We start from the raw sequence: 19,112 nt of genomic DNA, 5'->3' as shown, positions 1-19,112 counted from the left end.
AGGGGGGATGCCGGAGTAGAACTAGTCTGAATTTTTTCCATTCGATGGCCAAGGGTGTTGTCTCGATTCGACAGCGACTGTGGCTGTCACTGGTTGCCCTGATTTCAGTCAGCTACGGGATATTGCTGGTGACAACGGAGGTTGTGATCCAGCGAGACCGCTTGCAGCGTCATGAGCGTCTTGTGATGGCTACAACCGCTGCTATCAATGAGAACCCCGCGATCAGAGGCAAGCAGGGAATCCCGGCGCTATCGAGGCTTGGTGAACAGGACATCAGGAAAGTTCTCAATGAATTTTCAGCCACGCGCGTGCTTGTCTGGCTGAGTCGCCCATCTGCTCCGCCGGTTTTCCCAAATTCAGCGTCTGTGCAGGAGTTTTTCAACGATCCCAAGCTGCTCATTGCGGCCGGCTTGAATGCACCCGGTATGCAGAAACCCCGCACGTTTACCTATAGAGGGGAGATCTACTTCACCTGCTCGATGCCCCTGGGGAATGGTCAGGGGGTGTTGCGCTTTTTGGAAGATGTGGGCATCAGTCCTGCCAGCCGGCAGGAAAACCTGATCATCTTGTTCGGGATCTGGTTGGTGTTGGTGTTGATCGCAACCCTGCTGATTAGACAGGTTACGGCTCTCGCCCTGAATCCCCTGCTGGGTCTCGAGCGGGTCATGGATGATCTCAGCCTGAGGCCATCGGGGGTGGTGGGTGGTGAGAGGGTTTTGACCGATGGGCAACCGAAGGAGCTCCATGGAATTGCAGCCTCTTACAACTCTCTGGCGGATCGGTTGCAGAAAGCCTGGACACAACAGAACTTGTTGATGCGCTCCATGAGTCACGAGTTGCTCACGCCGGTCACCCTGATCAGTAGCAACGCCCGTCGCCTCGCTCGTCGCGCTGGCGATCTTCCTGCTGATCAGAGTCGGCTGGTTGAATCTCTGCAGGCAGAGGCTGGGCGCGTTAATAGTCTGGTGACCAGTCTTCTCGATCTTGCTCGAGGTGATTCCAATAACCTCTCGCTTCAGTCCACTCTTATAAATCCCTATCGGCTGTTGCAGCAAATCTATGCGGATGTGCAGGTATTGCCTTGGGGAAGCCGCCTTCAATGGCAAGACCTTGACCAAGCTGATCCCGCTGTTAATGCCACCATCCAAGGTGATGGTGAGCGACTGCGTCAATGTGTGCTCAATGCGTTAGAGAATGCCTCCAAGTATTCGCAGGCAGATCAGCCGATTTATATGTTGATTGACAGTACTCCTGAATTGGTGCGCATCAGGGTTGAAGATCGTGGTCCTGGCATCCCTGAGGCCGAGAGGGAATTGGTGTTTGAGCCGTTCTATCGATCGAAGCTCGCAACAGGGGAAGAGGTTCGTGGCACCGGTGTTGGCCTTGCTATCGTCCGCCTGCTGATTGAAAGAATGGGTGGTAAAGTGAAGATTGTGGACCAAGAACAGCCCGGCACCACACTTCAGTTCGAGTTGCCGATTTGTCATGTCCAATCTTGATGATCGGATCCTGGAGCTTGCGCTCCAGACCAGCAACGAGCCAATGCTCATTATTGATGGCAAGCTCATTATCGCCTGGGCAAATCTCGCTGCCGTTAAAGAGCACTATCGGGCACCTGGCCGCGGTCTTGAGGAGTTTCTCGCCGATGTGCATCCAATGGCAGATTACTTTCAACCGCAACGTGCACTGAGACTCAGGCGGAAGATATCAACGTTACCGGTAGGTCAAGTGTCATGGAGGCTGCCGCAGCAGGATCCTGATGATGTTGGAGCGAGTAATATGTTGATTCGCTGGAAGCGCTTGTCTGAGTCATCGGAGCAATACACTCTAATCACGATTCAGCATTTCGCTAGAAGGCGTACTGATCCAGGACCGGCTGAACAATCTCTGCGTAGCCAACAGATCTTCATGAATCAGCTCATTCATGAGCTGCGCACCCCCCTCGCTATTGCCCAAGCTAGTTTGCGCCGGGCCGGCATCAAGCTGGATAGTTCGCTTAGTGCGTCAGGAGAATACCTAAATATGGTGAGTCAGGAGCTTAAACGTATGCAGCGGCTCATTGATCATTTGAGCGTGCTCACCGATCTGGATGCTGGAAGCAATCGTTGGAAAATGCGGTCGGTCTTGGTTTGTCAGCAACTCAAAGATTGGCATCACCAGTTGCCAGAGGTCTCCCGAGCCCGAGTTGCGTTCCATTTGTCGGATGAGGTGGGGGGTAACTACATCTCAGTTGACCCAGAGGCTCTTAATCTTGTTCTGAACAATATCTTGGATAATGCACTCCGTTATAGCTCCCCAGATCTTGGCGTGGTTGTGCTTTTTGCTGCTCAAGATGGTTGTCTTAGGATTTGTGTGGCCGATTGGGGTGTTGGTATTCCTGAGACTAAGAAGGAAAGTGTTTTCGACCGATTTCATCGGCTAGAGGAGCACCGAGATCCAAGCCGTGCTGATGGTGCCGGGCTTGGTCTAGCAGTCTGTCGAGCTGTTTTGGGGGTCATGAACGGACAGATCACCCTCTTGCCATCATCTTCGGAAGTATCACTTGAGGGTGAGCCGAAAACTGTGATGATGGTGCTTCTGCCGCTGCTTAAGATCAAGAAGCAAGATTATTTGCCGGAGCTAGACCCCAGTATTCTCTTGATAGATGAGGCTGATAGTGATAGTTGCATGAGAGTTTTGAATTACGTTCAAGCTCTCAACTGAACAGCCAATCTAGCAGTGTTGGACGCTTACGACTTAAAGGTATTTGGATATGATCGTCTCGAGGTGTTCGAATAGATCTGGCTTGAGGATGTACTCTGTGGCTCCCTCAAGGTCTGCTTCTCTGCGTTTTTCGTTATCACTTAGGGCCGTAAAAATAATCACGGGGCCTTCAAATCCGGCGCTTCTAACGCGACGAAGGCACTCGATGCCGTCCATCTGAGGCATCAGCAGGTCGAGCAGTAATATTGTAGGTGGATTTGTGTCCAGCTCATTAAGCAGATCGAAAGCATTGCTGTAACATGTGGTCGCATAACCGAGGTCTATCAGTTCGTCTTCCAGCAGGCGTCTAATGCGCGGATCATCGTCCACCACGGCAACCTTGGCGTTCGCGCCAGTGCGATTTGTGCCAACGGTATCCATTGCAAATTTATCATCTACAAGCATTATGGCCGTTGGATGCTCGGATTGGCAAGTGTCTTCCGGAGCGATTTGGGCTCTTATGTGCTGCGTGGAATACGTTCATGGCGCTTGAATTAGCGTCACGGGTTGCCAATGCTGCTGGCCGCGCGCAGGCGCGAGCCCGTTTGATAGAAAAAAGCGATTTGAGCTTCTGGAAATTTGTTTCTACTATTGTCGATAATCGCGGGATTGAAGCCCTGGAAATCATTTGCGCTGGACTCACTTTGGATCCCTAGATCTATCACTAGGTGTTCTGAGGCTTTGTCTCGCGGGGGAGTTGGCCAAACAGGCGCTTGTAATTGGCTGCCATTCGCCCCGTGGGTTGGAGGCCGACTTGTATACACGCACTGCGGACATCCATTCGTTGCAGAAGTAGATCGCGAAAACGAGTAAATCTCAATTCCTGCAGAACCTGAAGCGGTGACCGGTTCGTCACCGTTTGGAAGGCAACCTGCAGGGTGCGGGCTGAGATACAGCACGCTTTGCAGAGGTCGGCGAGGGTAATTGTTCCGGCCATGTGATTCTCCATGAATGCCAGAGCAGTTTGCACGTGGGCTGACTGGCTGGGCTCTGATGCATTGCCTGCAGCGGAGGAGCCTTTAGTGGTGCCCACCAGGCTTGCTAACAGTGAGAGGATCGAGGCTTCCAGAGGAGTGATCAGCCTTGACTTTGCCGGACCTTCCTCTTTAGCGGCAAGGTCGAGCAGTTGCTGAGCGCAGGCAAGGATTAGAGTTTCGTGGCCGGGAATTGTTTCCTGGAGAGAGAGGAGGTCTGGGTCCTCCGTGCCGTGTAGCTCACATTCTCGCAAGAGGATCGTGGCTGGTACCTGCAACAGCAGTCCGCTGACCTGGTTCGAGATTATCTCGAGGTTGAGTACCTCGCCTGGAAGCAGGATGAAGGCCAGGCGTTTGGGAATCACCCTGATTTCCCGCTTTGCTGCTGCACCACGACATTGACCACTTTCAGCGATGCAGATGGTGATGCTGTCGGCAGGGTTGCGGGCCAGGACCCTCCCGGCTTCCTCAATCTTGGCCTTTAGCAACCCAAGAGAGGAGCCTCTGAAGTCCACGCCGCAGAGGCTTGGAGTCTTCCCATTGGGCTTGAGGGGATCTACATGTGTTTTAGTCGTCCCCATCCACCGCTCCAAGGTGGCGTCAGTTGATATGTTCGGATTGACAGTCACGAACAAGCGCTAGTGCGGACTAATCCAGTGATGCTAACGGCTGGGCTCCTTTCGCGACAGAGGCTGGTGCTGCTCCCTGACCACCTGACCACCTGACCACCTGACCACCTGTCCCACCTGTCCCACCTGGTAACCCCTCCTGGCCAGGGCCATCTGTTCGTCATGCGCGACGGCAGTGTTCATATTGAGAGGTCTTCGAGCACCTGCCCGTTGGCCCGTGGAGGTCGTCCATAAGTTGAGTCATACCGGCGGTGATCCACTGCTGGCTCTGCCTCTCTTCACGTTTGGTGCCATGGCTCTCTGTTTCACCTACCGTCCTCAGATGAGGTCTTTTGTTTCGGTTGCAGCGCCGATGGAGCCGCAACAGCAGCCAGATGTGAGGCCGCCGCAACCAGCCCTGAACAGCGTTGCGCTTTCGAAACACCCAAGTGGCAAGGCACGTGCCTCGGCTCGCGGGGGCTCATGTGTCGATCTACTTACAGCGTTCTGAAGCCTGCTGCTGATCCCAAGAAAAGCCTCAGGGCATGGAGCATCGGCTTGAGAATGGCCTTGGCTGCTTCGCTTGATTAATCAGCAGGGACAAGGCCAGCCAGCCGACAAGCCTCGGATTGCCAGCCAAAGCTGGATTAGGACCCCATGAACTCCAGTCTCGACCCCTGGAGATCCTGCTGGAGAGTTGAGCTTGATCGATGATTCCCAATATGCGATTGCTGCCCGTACACTCGACTGAGCGGACTCTCGTGGTGTGTGTGTCCACCAAATCATGGGAACTGCAAGGACCTAACGCTTATATCGACGATGCAATACCAGAATGCCTCACCGTCTGAACTTGGCGTTCGGGTTGACTTTAGTTCTGGCGAGTCATTAGTGCTGGAAATGGCTACAGCGGCGTCGGATCAGGTCGTTACCACCGCCGCCACGATTTCAACAGAGTCACCCGGAGCCAAGGTGTGGGTGTTGGATGACGATACGTCGTTGTGTCAGTTGCTGATGCGTCAGTTCAAGGCTTGTGGTTGGTTTCCCTTGGCCATTCACACAGCCACTGATTTTGACAGGCTTCTTGCAGATATTTATCCAGATCTTCTTGTGCTTGACCAGATGTTGCCCGACCAGACCGGCACCGAGATCCTCACAGGTCTGCGCAAGGCTGGCCATCATTTCCCTGTTCTGATGCTGTCTGCGCTCGGGGCTCCCGATGATCGCATTCACGGCTTGGAGGTCGGCGCCGACGACTACCTCAGCAAACCCTTCACAACCAAGGAGCTGGTGCTGCGGATCGAACGGCTTCTGGGCCACGCCGGTCCTAGATGGGCAGGGCTTGATCCCTCCCAGAATTGTTTTCAGATTGCCGAGGTGCTGTTCAATCCATCAGAGCTCAGTTTGAGCTGCGGTGATGAGCTCCTTAGCCTCAGCCGCGGAGAGGCTGTCGTGCTGAGTAAATTCTGCCAATCCCCCGGTCTGATTCTCAGCCGAGAACAGTTAGCCCGTGGCAGTGGCAGTATCGTCGATGTCGGCTCCAGTCGCAGCCTCGACATGCGTGTGTCAAAGTTGCGACGCCAACTCAACATTTTATGGCCAGGTTTGGGGGATCAACTTGAATCCGTGCGAGGGCGCGGCTACAGGCTGATGGCTGAGATCCTCCGCCTGACACCAACCCATTGAGGCTGCATGGAGCGCTCCGCTCTTCAGTGCAGGCAACGGCAACGGCAGGGGGCTCGTGACATCTGCGTCTGGTTTGTTTGGACCAGCTCGCTGAGCGCCATTTTCCTTTCCATGGCCTGGTTCTATGGCGAAGCCCATCTGGTGCGCGGTGTGGACGAGAATCTCTCCCTCCGCCAGAAACTGCTTTCGCCCCTCAGGCAGTCGCTACGCGAACTTCCCGCCGTGGCCACGCTGCAGATGAATCTGCTGCCGGAACGGGGAAGTCTGCATGAATAGCAATGATGAGCGGCAGCGCACCCTGTTGCGGGGCCTCATCCATGACATTCGTGGGCCGCTGGGTCGGATCAAGTTGCGCAGTGAACAACTGGCCGCTGGGTTGGTTCCTGTTGATGAGGTGATGGATGACGTGCTGAAGATGGATGCCGATGTAGATCAGCTCTGTGAACTCACCAACAAGCTGTATGCCTACGCCGATAGTCTGGCCGATCAGCACGATCGCATTGATTTGGAGATCGCTGAGCTGTTAGGCCAGGTGGTTAACAGCTACAACAGTGTCAACGTTCAGCTGGAGGCCGAACGGAGGATCATGCGGCTGAACCCGCTTGCGCTGAAACGGAGTCTCAATAATCTCATCGATAACGCCCTTGAGTACGGCCTGCCGCCGGTCTTGGTTTGCGCTAGGTCCGGCAACGATACGTTGATCATCAGCGTGGACGATCACGGCCATGGGCTTCAGCCAGCCACCCAGTTGCTGATGCCACGCATGCCTGCATCCGGCGATCGCCACGAAACCAGTCACCGCGGCCTTGGTCTGGGCATCGTCGAGCAGTTCTGCCAAGCCCATGGTGGGTCCCTCGACCTGTTGCGTTCCGTTCATGGCGGGCTCAGGGCAGAGATGCATCTTCCCCTTCGGCCCTCAGCCTGAAGCGGTCCCGCTCAGTCGGCGAACCCGCGCCGCCGCCAAGAGCGCCCCTGCTTGTAAATGGAATTACCTTCGTTGCGTCGTTGACGCGCGTGGTTGTTCGTGGGTGGCGGTGTTGGGTGGGTTGGGATGTCCGCCTGGGTTGCTCTGCATAAGGTCGATTCGTGAGGGTCCAGATCCCCGGACCTCAACTTCATTACCGCCACTCTCCCTTTAATTCGAGGAATTAACCCATCATGGTCATGATGAATCGCGGTGATCTGGATTTCATTCTCAAGCAGATCCTGATCGCCGAAGCCGACTCCCGCGGCGAAGACCTATCCACCTACATCCCAGATACAACCCTGCCCTGGGGCCTGCGCCGCGTTGACGGCAGCAACAACAACCTGCGCCCCGAACGGGAAAACTTCGGCGCCGCCGACCAGCTTTTCCCCTCCCTGCTGCCTCCGCAGTTCCGTAACGAGGGCGACGACAGCATGTTGTTTGGCCCTCCTAGCACACCTGCCATCCCTGGCCAGACCCTGCTCACGAACAACGACTACGCCGTCAACGCCCAAAACAACCCCGCCATCACCCGCGGCATCCAGCCCGGCGATGTGGTGGATGCCGATCCGCGTATCATCTCCAACCTGGTGGTGGATCAGAGCCTCGAGAACCCTGCCGCTATCTACAGAGCCCTTGTGCTGGCTGGCTCCGCCGACCGCATGGCTGATCTGGCGGAGATCACCGCCGCGGTGGATGCGCTCGAAGTCGCCAAAGCAGGCACTGATGCCGTTGCGATTGCCGGTGCAGAAGCTGCTCTGCGCACCGAGCTCAGCGCCAAGGGCATCAACGTGTTCGACACCCTGGGCGACCTCACCCGGGCCACGGTGGATCTGCCCAACGTGGCCCCCGATGAAGGCCTCTCGTCGCCGTTCAGCTCCTGGATGACTCTGTTCGGCCAGTTCTTCGACCACGGCCTCGACCTGCTCGATAAGGGCGGCAAAGGCACCGTCTACATCCCCCTCCAGCCGGATGACAAGCTGTACGTCCCTGGCAGCCCCACCAACTTCATGGCGCTGACCCGCGCCTCGGTGGATGCGGACGGCAAAGCCATCAACAAGACCACTCCTTGGGTCGACCAGAACCAGACCTACACCTCCGACGCTTCAGCCCAGGTGTTTCACCGCGAGTATGAGCTCGTGGATGGCAAGCTCCAGGCCACCGGTCATTTGCTGGAAGGTGCTGGTGCTGGCGGTGGCCTGGCCAACTGGGCGGATGTGAAGGCTCAGGCCCGCAATCTGCTGGGCATCGAGCTCAACGACATGAACGTGCACGACATCCCGGAGGTGCTCGTTGATGCCTATGGCAACTTTATCCCAGGCGCCAATGGCGGCGTGCAGTTGGTGCGCTCCATCGATGCCAACGGTGTGGTCACAGCCGTAGAGGGCGATCCCACAGCTCCCGTACGCACCGCCGATGGCTTCGTGTCCACCGGCCATGCCTTCCTCGTCGACATCGCCCGCAACGCCAATCCCAGTGCCGGCAAGACGGCAGACACGGATACCGCCATCAGCTCGGCCACCGACCTGCAGCCCGCCGGCACCTACGACAACGAACTACTCGATCGCCACTTCATCGTCGGTGATGGTCGTGGCAACGAAAACTACGGTCTGACCAGCCTCCACTACATCTTCCACTCCGAGCACAACCGCCAGGTGGATCTGGTGAAGGACCTGGTGCTGACGGAAGCCATCGCCGACCCCGCTGCCAACCTGTCGTTCCTGAATGAATGGCTGAATACTCCGATCACCGAAGCGGGTCTGGCCACAGCCAGCGAGGCAAGCCTCGATTGGAACGGTGAGCGGCTGTTCCAAGCTGGCAAGATCCCCACCGAGATGCAGTATCAGCATCTGGTGTTCGAGGAATTCGGCCGCACGCTTCAGCCGATGCTCAACGTGTTCAACGGCTACCAAGCTGAGCTTGATGGAGCGATCGTTAGCGAGTTCGCCGATGTGGTGTACCGCTTCGGCCACTCGATGTTGGGCGAAAGCGTGGATCGCTTCGATCCGAACTTTAAGGTGATTGGCAGCAATGGCGTGCGTGGTTTGGATGAGGAACAGGTGAGTCTGTTCGAAGCCTTCCTCAACCCCGTGGAGTGGACCAAACTTGATGAAGTCGACGGTGGCATGACCCAGGCTGAGGCCGCTGCGGCCGTGGCCCGCGGGATGACCCGCCAGGTGGGTCAGGAGATCGATGAGTTCGTGGTGAGCGATCTCCGCAACCGCCTAGAGGGCATTCCGCTCGACCTGGCTACTCTCAACATCACCCGCGGCCGCGAGCGCGGCGTGCCGTCGCTGAACAACGCCCGTGAGGAGTTCTTCCGCGGCTCCAACGATTCAGCGATCAAGCCCTACTCCAGCTGGTGCGACTTCTCGCTCAACCTGCGCAACCCGGCGTCGATCGTCAATGTTATCGCCGCCTACGGCTCCCACGAGTCCATCACCAGCGCCACCACCTCCGAAGCCAAGCGCGATGCCGCCTGGGATCTGGTGATGGGCGGAGCCGGTGCTCCCAGCGATCGCCTCGATTTCCTCAATGCCCACGGCGCTTATGCCAACGACGCCAACCTGGGCGGCCTCAACGAGGTTGATTTCTGGGTGGGTGGACTGCTCGAGAAGACGATGCCCTTCGGTGGCATGCTCGGCACCACCTTCAACTTCGTGTTCGAAGTGCAGATGGAGAAGCTGCAGGATACTGACCGCTTCTACTACCTAACTCGCCTCGCCAATCTGAACCTCACGGCTCAGTTGGAGAACAACAAGTTCGCCGATATGATCCATCGCAACACACCTGTCGAGCACCTGCCTGGCAACGTGTTCAAGGCGATGGATTACACGCTGGAAGTGGATCAGTCCCGCCAATTCAATCAAGGTCTAGGCCTTGATGATCCGCAGGGTGCAGTCAACGGCCTCGATCCTTTCCTCGCCGCCATGACCGGCGACCAGAAGGTGCTGCGCGCTGACCTGGATGGAGATCTCGACAATGATCTGCTCCAGTTTGTTGGCGGCGAGCATGTGGTGCTTGGTGGCACGGATGAAGCCGACACCCTGATCGGTGGCGACGGCGACGACACCCTCTGGGGTGACGGCGGCGACGACAACCTCGAAGGTGGTATCGGCAACGACTTCATCTTCGGTGGCGATGGCAGCGATGTGATCACCGATACCTTCGGTGACGACGAAATTCGCTCCGGCGGTGGTGACGACGTTGTTAACGGTGGCCCCGGCCTCAACCTGATCATCACCGACACCGGCAGCGATGTGGTGTTTGGTGGTCTAGATGATGAGGAGTTCCTGCTCGGCCAGGGCAACGACTTCGCTGATGGTGGTGCCGGTGTTGAAGCGATTTTCGGTGGAGAGGGTAACGACTGGCTCGAGTCCGGCCTGGAAAACGGTCTGCTGCTGGGCGACAACGGCGACCTCATTCAGGGCATTCCCACCAAGCGCAGTGTTAATAGCACGGTCATTGGTCACGACGTGACATATAACACCGGTGGCAACATTGATCATGACGCCGAATCTGGCAACGACGTAATGGTGGGTGGCCTCGGCACCGATAAGTTCTTTGGCCAGCTCGGCTTCGACTGGGCAACCCATAAGGATGATCCCTACGGCATCTATGCCGATATGGATGTTCGGACATTGATTGTTCCTCTGGCTGCCGGTTCCCCAGGCGCCTCGATGGACAAATATCAACTCACTGAGGCCGTCTCTGGTTCTGCTTACAACGACTACATTCGCGGTACCAGCACTGCAGCAGGTGTTGATCACGTTCTGCTTGATGCGGATGTCGACCTGATCAATGGCCTGCAGGAACTCCTGGCTGGCGTTGATGAGGCTGGCGCCATTCGCTTCAGCACGGGTGAAATCCTGATCGGCGGCGCCGGCAGCGACCTGATCGAGGGCCGCGCCGGCGATGATCTGATCGAGGGTGACAGCTTCCTGGATGTGAAGATCCAGGTGACTCCCACCGAGGGATCTCCCTATCTCGTCAGCCGGCTCGCAGAGATTCAGCAGCAGCTGTTCAGCCGTGAAATCCTGCCCAGCCAGCTCAGCATCTGGCGTGAGATCAAGGACAGCAGCAGCGTCTCTGACGTTGACGTTGTTCAGTTCAGTGGAAACCGCGGTGACTACATCATTGAGGGCTACAACGCCGCCACTGGTGTTGCTGCTGATCTCGATTCTGATGGCTGGATTTCCATCACTGATAACCAGGTCAACCCCACCGATGGTGTGGACCGTGTGAAGGCGGTAGAGCGTGCGTTGTTCAACGATGGCAGCATCAAGATCGCTCAGCATGCCAACCGCATGGCTGAAGGCCGCGTCTCCCTAAGTGTCGACGGTGTCGCAGCCGTAGACGGCACGGTGACTGGGGAAGTGGGTCAAGTGCTCGTTGCCTCCTCCGAAGTTCTTCAGGACTGGGATGAGCGCTCCGCTACCAATCCCCTCTCTGGTGTAGCCGCTCCTGTGGAGTACACCTGGCAGGTTGAGACGGCCCCAGGGTCAGGCATCTTCACGGATATCCAGACCACCTTCAACGTCACCGCCTCGCCGCTTCGTGCTCCCTCCATGACGGTGACGGCTGCCGAAGCCGGCCTCGCCATCCGCGTGATGGGCCGCTTCACCGACGCCGCTGGCGCGGTCGAAACCGTGTTCTCCAACTTCAGCAGCGTCAACCCCAACGAAGCCCCCAGCGTGGTGGAACCGATCAACGCTGCCGCTGCCATCACTGAGCTGGATCGCAACGCTCCGCTGGCCAACAACTTCATCCACACGGCAACCGGTTCCTTCGGAGTCGTTGATCCCGACTTCGCCGACATCCTGAGTGTCGACGTCGTCAGCAGCACTAGCAACTTCCCTGGCCGCACCACCCCGATCGGCACCCTGGTGCCGACCATCACCGACAACACCAACGGCGACGGCACGGGCTCTGTGAGCTGGACCTACCAGGTCACCGATCTGGGCCTCAACCCTCTCGTTGCGGGACAAACGGCGACCGAGACCTTTGTGCTCCGCCTCAGCGACGGTGCCGGCGGGATCACCAACCAGGTGGTCACCCTGGAGCTCACCGGCACCGCTGATCCGGTGAACGGCGCTCCCAGCGCCACCGGCCTGGTGGTGAGCGACAGCACCCCCACCGAAACCCAGCAGGTCACGGTGCAGGGCCAGAACACCATCAGCGACCCCAACGGCATGCCTGCCAGCCCGGTGTTCACCTACCAGTGGCAGCAGCGCCTGGCCACCAGCACCGATGCCAACGCCTGGACCAACATCACCGGCGCCACCGGCGTGAACTTCACGCCCGGCAATGCCCAGGTGAACAATGCCCTACGGGTTCAGGTGAGCTTCACCGACAGCGATGGCTTCGCCAATACCCTGTTCACCACCGCCACCGATGGCACCGGTGACCGCATCACCGGCAACCTCTTCGCCAACACCCTCACTGGCACCGCCTATGCCGATGCCCTCAGCGGCGGCCGGGGCAATGACACCGTCAACGGCAACGCCGGCAACGATGTCATCACCTGGGGTGTGAGCAACCCGGTCTTCTTCGCTCGGAACGGAGTCAGTGATGGCCGCGATGTGGTCGACGGCGGCCTCGGCACCCTCGACACCTTCGTGGTGAACGGCAACAACCAGGCGGAGACCTACCGCGTCTATGCCCGCGCCAGCTACCTGGCCGTCGCAGGCAATGCAGCAGCTCCACTAAATGCCGGCACCGAGATCGTCATCACCCGCAACGGCACCAACAACGCCGCCGTGATCGCCGAACTGCGCGGTATTGAAGAGATCACCATCAACACCGGTGCCGGCAATGACACCGTGCTTGCGATCGGAGACTTCACACCCACCAGCCTGGCCTTCAACACCATCACCGTCCAGGGGTCAGAAGACGACACCACTGTCGACATCTCGGCCCTCGAATCGGCCCACCGCATCCACTTCCTCACCCAGGGCGGCAACGATTACGTCGTCGGCAACCTTCGCCCGCAAGATGTCATCGACATCCCGACCGGTGCCAACCCAGACGACTACGCCGCCACCGACAACGGTGACGGCACGGTGACCTTCTCCTCGCCGACCCACTCGGTGACGGTGACCACCAGCATGGATCAGCTGCCCCAGTTGGCTCCTGCTGTTGTTTCTGAGCTGCCCGTGGCAAATCCAGGTACTGGCACGGCTGACGAAGATGAGGCTGGCGGTACCACCCCAGGGGATCAAGCCGCCAGCATTAATGAGGACGCCGAGGACGGCGACACCAATGAGGACGCCGAGGACGGCGACACCAATGAGGACGCCGAGAACGAAGACGCCGAGAACGACGACAGCAATGAGGACGCCGAGGACGGCGACAGCAGCTCTGAGGATGTGTCGTCCGAATCGACCAGCCCCGCGCTGCAGTTGGGTCTGAGCATCGTGAAGGATCCGGTGTTTGCCGGTAATTCCGAGACCGATGTGGTGTTGCGCCGCTTCGGTACTGAGGTTGAGCAGGGGAGCAAGTTCTACCTGGCACTCACGGCAGCATCGCTGCGCGAAGCATCGATCAATACGCTCGATGTGTCGGTGAACCTGGGCGAGACGTTCGGTGAGGTGTTTGAGCTGCATCCAGCCGACATTCACTTCAACGACGCCATGGCGGTCCAACGCCGTGTGCAGGTGCTCAATGGCGACAACGGTCCGACCATCCGCTTCCAGGGAGCCGGACTGGATGCACTGGCCTCTGGTGCTGCCATTGCCGATAACACGGTTCTGGCTTACATCGAACTGGTAGCCCGCGGCGACATCGATGATCTGATCAAAGATGCTCGGGTTGAGGATCAGTACGGCTTCATGAACGCTGAAACCTTCAGCGTGCCGATGCTGTTCACGGTTGATGCCAATGTGGACCAGGTGGTGTTCAGCGATCTCGAATCGCTGAGCGACCTAGGCGGTGCTGATGTGCTGCTGAACCCTGAGCTGGAAGTCACGGCCCGTGCGGCCGAGGCGGTGCTGACCACTTCATCGAGCTTCGATCTGGGCACTTACCGCGAGGTGGTGCAAGTTGGCGAGGGCTCTTACACCAACCTGGTGCGTAGCGGCGACACCATTTTCCAGGCGAGCAGCTGGCGCAACGATGGTGAAGTCAGCTTCACCGAGATGCGTCTCGACTCGATCAGCGATGCGGTGGCTGAGGTGAGTGCCACCTTCGATCTCACCGACACCGCAAGTCTGCCCAGCCTGGGCTGGAGTGATCAGCCTGGCCAGGGCGGGGTGATGGATGTGACCACCAGCTTCCACATCATCGGTGAGGCCGGCAGCGTTGTGGACACCAGTGCGGTGGGCTACGCCCTGAGCGCCTACGGCGACTACGGGTGGAACACCACGCAGATGGAGCAGTTCCAGGTGAAGCATCTGGTGACCTACCAGGCCGACCTGAACTACGACGGCGCGGTGACGATGAAGGATCTTGCCTTCCTCAACGCCGGAGCGGCGATGGGCACCACCCCCCACGATGTGGATGCTGACTTCAGCGGCAGCATCGACATGCTGGACCTGGCGGTGATCGATGCTGACTGGGGTAAGAGCCTGCATAGTGGCGATGGCAAGTTCATGGGCAGCGATTCCATCACGATGGATGAGCTGTTCCGCCAGAACGGCCGCCGCTGGGATAGCAGTGCCTTTGAAGATCAGAATGCGATCGAGGCCGATGAAGCGGGCTCGGCGTACGTGAACGTGCTTACGGACGAGTCCGACGGTCTGATCAGCGCTGCGGGTCTCGACTCCTCAGTGGTGAGCCAGTGGGAAGAGCAGCACAGCCAGCAGTACGCGCTCACGAGCGTCTGATCTGCTGATGGCCGATCAGCGGCAGCCCAAGCCCCGGGATCACCCGGGGCTTTTTTTTGCGTTCTCATCATTTTGCGGGCGCCAGTGTGCAGACCATGTCGTTGCGGTTGCCAGGCTTCCATGAACACCTCCTGCCGCCATCAGTGGCATGAGGTCATGCACGGCCCTCGCGCTTGACTCTTGTTTCGAGGACCCTCACGTTCAGCGAGAAGGAGTTCCTCCAGCACATGCGCTCACGAACATTTGAGCTGCTGATAGCCCATTACCAGGCAGCCCTGGCCCCGGCTCCCCCCCCGGGGCTTTTGATCGTCAGTGCTGCGCGTAAATGCAATTACACTGCATGTATTTTTCGGGTGCTGATTGTTCCTTGCGGGTTGTTTCTGCTCTGTTGCCTCAAGCCTCCATAGCGCTGTCTTTATGGTGGATCTTGCCGAACTGGCAGTTAATTGATCCTGTTTCCTGTCATGAAACCATTCACCTCTGCTGACCCATCGAGCATTCCTCCTCAGGCCCAGCCGGCCGATCCGCCCCCCGGCGATGTGCTTTCTGTTGTTGACCCTGGTGTTCTCGCGCAACTCACCCCAAGCGATGCTCAGAATCTGCTGATGTTGGTGCGTGGCGAGCTGCCACCTGCACAGGGTGACGATGCGGAGCTGTCGCTTGGCGTACGTAACCTTTCGGGCTTCGGTAATAACCAGATAGACCCTTCGCGTGCCGCCCTCGATGAGCCCTTCGTCCGTCTCACCCCTGCGCGTTTTGGTGAACTGAACCAGGCGACGAACTCGGCGAAGATCAACCCGATTTTCAAGGATCTGGATCCTCGCAGTATTTCCAACCTGATCGGTGCCCAGTCTGCAGACACACCGCCAAGTGAGCAGGCCAGTAACCTGTTCATGGCCTTCAGTCAGTACTTCGACCACGGCCTCGATTTCCTGCCCAAAGGTGGTAACGGAACCATCGCGATTGGCAATCAGATTCCCGGTGATGCCAACAATCCCGCCGACCTCACCAGAGGTACCATCCTGGGTTGGTCTGATGGCGTGCCGCTCTATCGCAATCAGGACACACCCTATGTCGATCAGAACCAGGCCTACGGTCCCGTTGAGGTCGTCGGTCAGCTGCTGCGGTGCAGTGATGGGCAGGGCGGATTCGGAGCTAGGCTGCTCTGCTCAGACAGGCCTGATCCTTCGGCGCCTGGGCATTTCCTTCTGCCCAATCTCCGGGAGTTGCTGGATCATCACCTGCAGGCTGGAAGCCGTTTCAGCACCGATCAGGGCGAGAAAACACTGATCGAGTATTATCCGGCTCTGTTACTTGCTGGCGGCGACTATAACGCGGCTGTCGTCCAGCAGCTGGCCTCGAATGCCTTCGGTTCTGGCTATAATCTACTGATTGATGCCAATCCGGCGATCAATCTGCTGGATCATGTGATCTCTGGTGATGGACGTGCCAATGAGAATGTTGGCCTGACTGGCTTGCATACAATTTTTGCTCGCAATCATAATTATCACGCCGAGCAGCTGGAAGATCTCTACGCCGATCAGGCGATCAGTGTGAGCTCTGAAGAGCTGTTCCAGGCTGCCAAGATCGTGAGTGAAGCGGAGTATCAGCGCATCGTTTTCACGGAGTTTGCTCAGAAGGTGCTAGGTGGCCCTGGTCTTCTAGGCGAGGGCGACCATGGCTTCAAGGATTACTCACCTGCGGCCGACGCCCAGATCAGTCTGGAGTTTCAGGCTATCGCCTACAGGCTTGGCCATACGATGATTCCCGAGGATTACTGGGTTCTCGACGCCAATGGCAATCCGCAGCCTCGGCCGCTGTTCGACCTTTTCCTCAATCCGACCAGTGATCCGTCTGCCTTCAGCGTGGATCACGATCGCAATCCCAACACGGCTCCACTCACCGGTCAGCCAGCCCTCGATGTTCTGGCTCGAATGGGCTATGTGCCTGCGCCTGGCTATGCCGAGCTGGGTACCGCATCGGTGCTTGGCGGTATTGCTCGGCAGCCTGCGGAAGAGATGGACGGCAAGATGGTCGACGCCGTCCGTAACGATCTCGTCCGTGTTCGGGCCGACCTGTTTTCGGCGAACGTTGCCAGAGGCTGGGATCTGGGTATGGGGACTCTCAACCAGATCAAACAGGGCCTGCTGGCGTCCACCAGTCCCTATGTGTCGGAGGCTGTCGGCTACGTGGGAGGCGCCAGCCTTGAGCCCTATGGCAGCTGGCAGGAGTTTCAGACCCGCAATGGCCTGAGTGATGACGTGCTGGGCCAGTTCCAGCAGGCTTATCCAGATCTTGTGCTGAGCGGCGAAGCCTGGGTCGACTTCCAGCGCTTCAATCCTGAGATCAATGCTCTGCAGGATGGTGATCAGTTCATCGTGCCGGGTATTGATCGCGTCGATGCCTGGGTCGGTGGCCTGGTGGAGCGGAAGGTCGGTGACGCCCTCGTGGGTCCAACCTTCTGGGTGATCCTGCATGAGCAACTGGATCGCCTCCAAGAGGCAGATCGCTTCTACTACATCCCGCGCCTTGAAAATCTCGACCTCTATGCCAATTTCGTCGAAGATTCCACCTTCGCCAAGATCCTGGCCCGTAACACAGGTCTTACCGACCTCCCCGAGCGGGTCTTCGATGTTGTAGCCGCCGCCACTCCTGCTGATCAGCCTGCTGATGAGGAGTTGGCTGGCGGTGCCGATCCGGATGCAGAGCAGGATCACCCTGCCAACACCAACGAGGACGCCGAGGACGGCGACACCAATGAGGACGCCGAGGACGGCGACACCAATGAGGACGCCGAGGACGGCGACACCAATGAGGATGCCGAGAACGAGGACAGCAGCTCTGAGGATGTGTCGTCCGAATCGACCAGCCCCGCGCTGCAGTTGGGTCTGAGCATCGTGAAGGATCCGGTGTTTGCCGGTGATTCCGAGACCGATGTGGTGTTGCGCCGCTTCGGTACTGAGGTTGAGCAGGGCAGCAAGTTCTACCTGGCACTCACGGCAGCGTCGCTGCGCGATGCATCGATCAATACGCTCGATGTGTCGGTGAACCTGGGCGAGACGTTCGGTGAGGTGTTTGAGCTGCATCCAGCCGACATTCACTTCAACGACGCCATGGCGGTCCAACGCCGTGTGCAGGTGCTCAATGGCGACAACGGTCCGACCATCCGCTTCCAGGGAGCCGGACTGGATGCACTGGCCTCTGGTGCTGCCATTGCCGATAACACGGTTCTGGCTTACATCGAACTGGTAGCCCGCGGCGACATCGATGATCTGATCAAAGATGCTCGGGTTGAGGATCAGTACGGCTTCATGAACGCTGAAACCTTCAGCGTGCCGATGCTGTTCACGGTTGATGCCAATGTGGACCAGGTGGTGTTCAGCGATCTCGAATCGCTGAGCGACCTAGGCGGTGCTGATGTGCTGCTGAACCCTGAGCTGGAAGTCACGGCCCGTGCGGCCGAGGCGGTGCTGACCACTTCATCGAGCTTCGATCTGGGCACTTACCGCGAGGTGGTGCAAGTTGGCGAGGGCTCTTACACCAACCTGGTGCGTAGCGGCGACACCATTTTCCAGGCGAGCAGCTGGCGCAACGATGGTGAAGTCAGCTTCTCCGACCTGCGTCTCGACTCGATCAGCGATGCGGTGGCTGAGGTGAGTGCCACCTTCGATCTCACCGACACCGCAAGTCTGCCCAGCCTGGGCTGGAGTGATCAGCCTGGCCAGGGCGGGGTGATGGATGTGACCACCAGCTTCCACATCATCGGTGAGGCCGGCAGCGTTGTGGACACCAGTGCGGTGGGCTACGCCCTGAGCGCCTACGGCGACTACGGGTGGAACACCACGCAGATGGAGCAGTTCCAGGTGAAGCATCTGGTGACCTACCAGGGCGACGTGAACTACGACGGCGCGGTGACGATGAAGGATCTTGCCTTCCTCAACGCCGGAGCGGCGATGGGCACCACCCCCCACGATGTGGATGCTGACTTCAGCGGCAGCATCGACATGCTGGACCTGGCGGTGATCGATGCTGACTGGGGTAAGAGCCTGCATAGTGGCGATGGCAAGTTCATGGGCAGCGATTCCATCACGATGGATGAGCTGTTCCGCCAGAACGGCCGCCGCTGGGATAGCAGTGCCTTTGAAGATCAGAATGCGATCGAGGCCGATGAAGCGGGCTCGGCGTACGTGAACGTGCTTACGGACGAGTCCGACGGTCTGATCAGCGCTGCGGGTCTCGACTCCTCAGTGGTGAGCCAGTGGGAAGAGCAGCACAGCCAGCAGTACGCGCTCACGAGCGTCTGATCTGCTGATGGCCG

General features: G+C 58.4%; 10 protein-coding genes. 8 read left to right on the top strand and 2 right to left on the bottom strand.

Annotated elements, in window-relative coordinates; genetic code table 11:
• Window positions 1-44 precede the first annotated feature (44 nt).
• Both U9970_RS09155 and U9970_RS09150 read left to right on the top strand, forming a co-directional pair.
• Entirely contained in the window at window positions 45-1,499 is a 1,455-nt protein-coding gene (locus U9970_RS09155; RefSeq protein WP_322763976.1) for a sensor histidine kinase, read from the top strand.
• A complete protein-coding gene (locus U9970_RS09150) occupies window positions 1,486-2,703 on the top strand; it encodes a sensor histidine kinase (RefSeq protein WP_322763975.1) in 1,218 nt (405 codons plus the stop codon). The genes U9970_RS09155 and U9970_RS09150 overlap by 14 nt, the downstream gene beginning before the upstream one ends.
• A gap of 33 nt (window positions 2,704-2,736) precedes the next feature.
• Here the strand turns inward: U9970_RS09150 and U9970_RS09145 are convergent, their stop codons facing one another.
• Entirely contained in the window at window positions 2,737-3,147 is a 411-nt protein-coding gene (locus U9970_RS09145; RefSeq protein ID WP_322763974.1) for a response regulator, read from the bottom strand.
• Window positions 3,148-3,224: 77 nt separating this feature from the next.
• Between U9970_RS09145 and U9970_RS09140 the strand changes: the two genes are divergently transcribed.
• The gene (locus U9970_RS09140) at window positions 3,225-3,398 is read left to right on the top strand and encodes a hypothetical protein (RefSeq protein ID WP_322763973.1); all 174 of its coding nucleotides are present in this window, start codon (window positions 3,225-3,227) and stop codon (window positions 3,396-3,398) included.
• Between the two features lie 8 nt (window positions 3,399-3,406).
• On the opposite strand, the gene U9970_RS09135 is transcribed toward U9970_RS09140, so the two are convergent.
• Complete coding sequence (locus U9970_RS09135) at window positions 3,407-4,345, bottom strand: AraC family transcriptional regulator (protein ID WP_322763972.1); 939 nt, start codon at window positions 4,343-4,345, stop codon at window positions 3,407-3,409.
• A 798-nt stretch (window positions 4,346-5,143) separates the two neighbouring features.
• Here U9970_RS09135 and U9970_RS09130 point away from each other — a divergent pair.
• The 5 genes from U9970_RS09130 (at window position 5,144) to U9970_RS09110 (ending at window position 19,098) form a co-directional block, all read left to right on the top strand.
• Window positions 5,144-6,007 (top strand): response regulator transcription factor, encoded by an 864-nt coding sequence (locus tag U9970_RS09130; RefSeq protein ID WP_322763971.1) that lies wholly within the window; start codon window positions 5,144-5,146, stop codon window positions 6,005-6,007.
• A gap of 6 nt (window positions 6,008-6,013) precedes the next feature.
• The gene (locus tag U9970_RS09125; RefSeq protein ID WP_322763970.1) at window positions 6,014-6,283 is read left to right on the top strand and encodes a hypothetical protein; all 270 of its coding nucleotides are present in this window, start codon (window positions 6,014-6,016) and stop codon (window positions 6,281-6,283) included.
• 121 nt (window positions 6,284-6,404) lie between these two features.
• Window positions 6,405-6,932: a sensor histidine kinase gene (locus U9970_RS09120; protein ID WP_322763969.1), complete on the top strand. Its 528-nt coding sequence runs from the start codon at window positions 6,405-6,407 to the stop codon at window positions 6,930-6,932.
• A gap of 242 nt (window positions 6,933-7,174) precedes the next feature.
• On the top strand, window positions 7,175-14,794 hold the full coding sequence (locus U9970_RS09115) for a peroxidase family protein (protein WP_322763968.1): 7,620 nt from the start codon (window positions 7,175-7,177) through the stop codon (window positions 14,792-14,794).
• Window positions 14,795-15,258: 464 nt separating this feature from the next.
• Window positions 15,259-19,098 carry a peroxidase family protein gene (locus tag U9970_RS09110; RefSeq protein WP_322763967.1) on the top strand — a complete coding sequence of 1,280 codons (3,840 nt, stop codon included), beginning with the start codon at window positions 15,259-15,261 and terminating at the stop codon, window positions 19,096-19,098.
• Window positions 19,099-19,112: the final 14 nt, after the last annotated feature.

The organism is Cyanobium usitatum str. Tous, from assembly GCF_963920485.1.
In the GTDB taxonomy this organism is placed as follows: Bacteria; Cyanobacteriota; Cyanobacteriia; order PCC-6307; family Cyanobiaceae; genus Cyanobium_A; species Cyanobium_A usitatum_A.
Note: the sequence above shows the minus strand (reverse complement) of the source record. Positions and strands in the feature narration are given on the sequence as shown.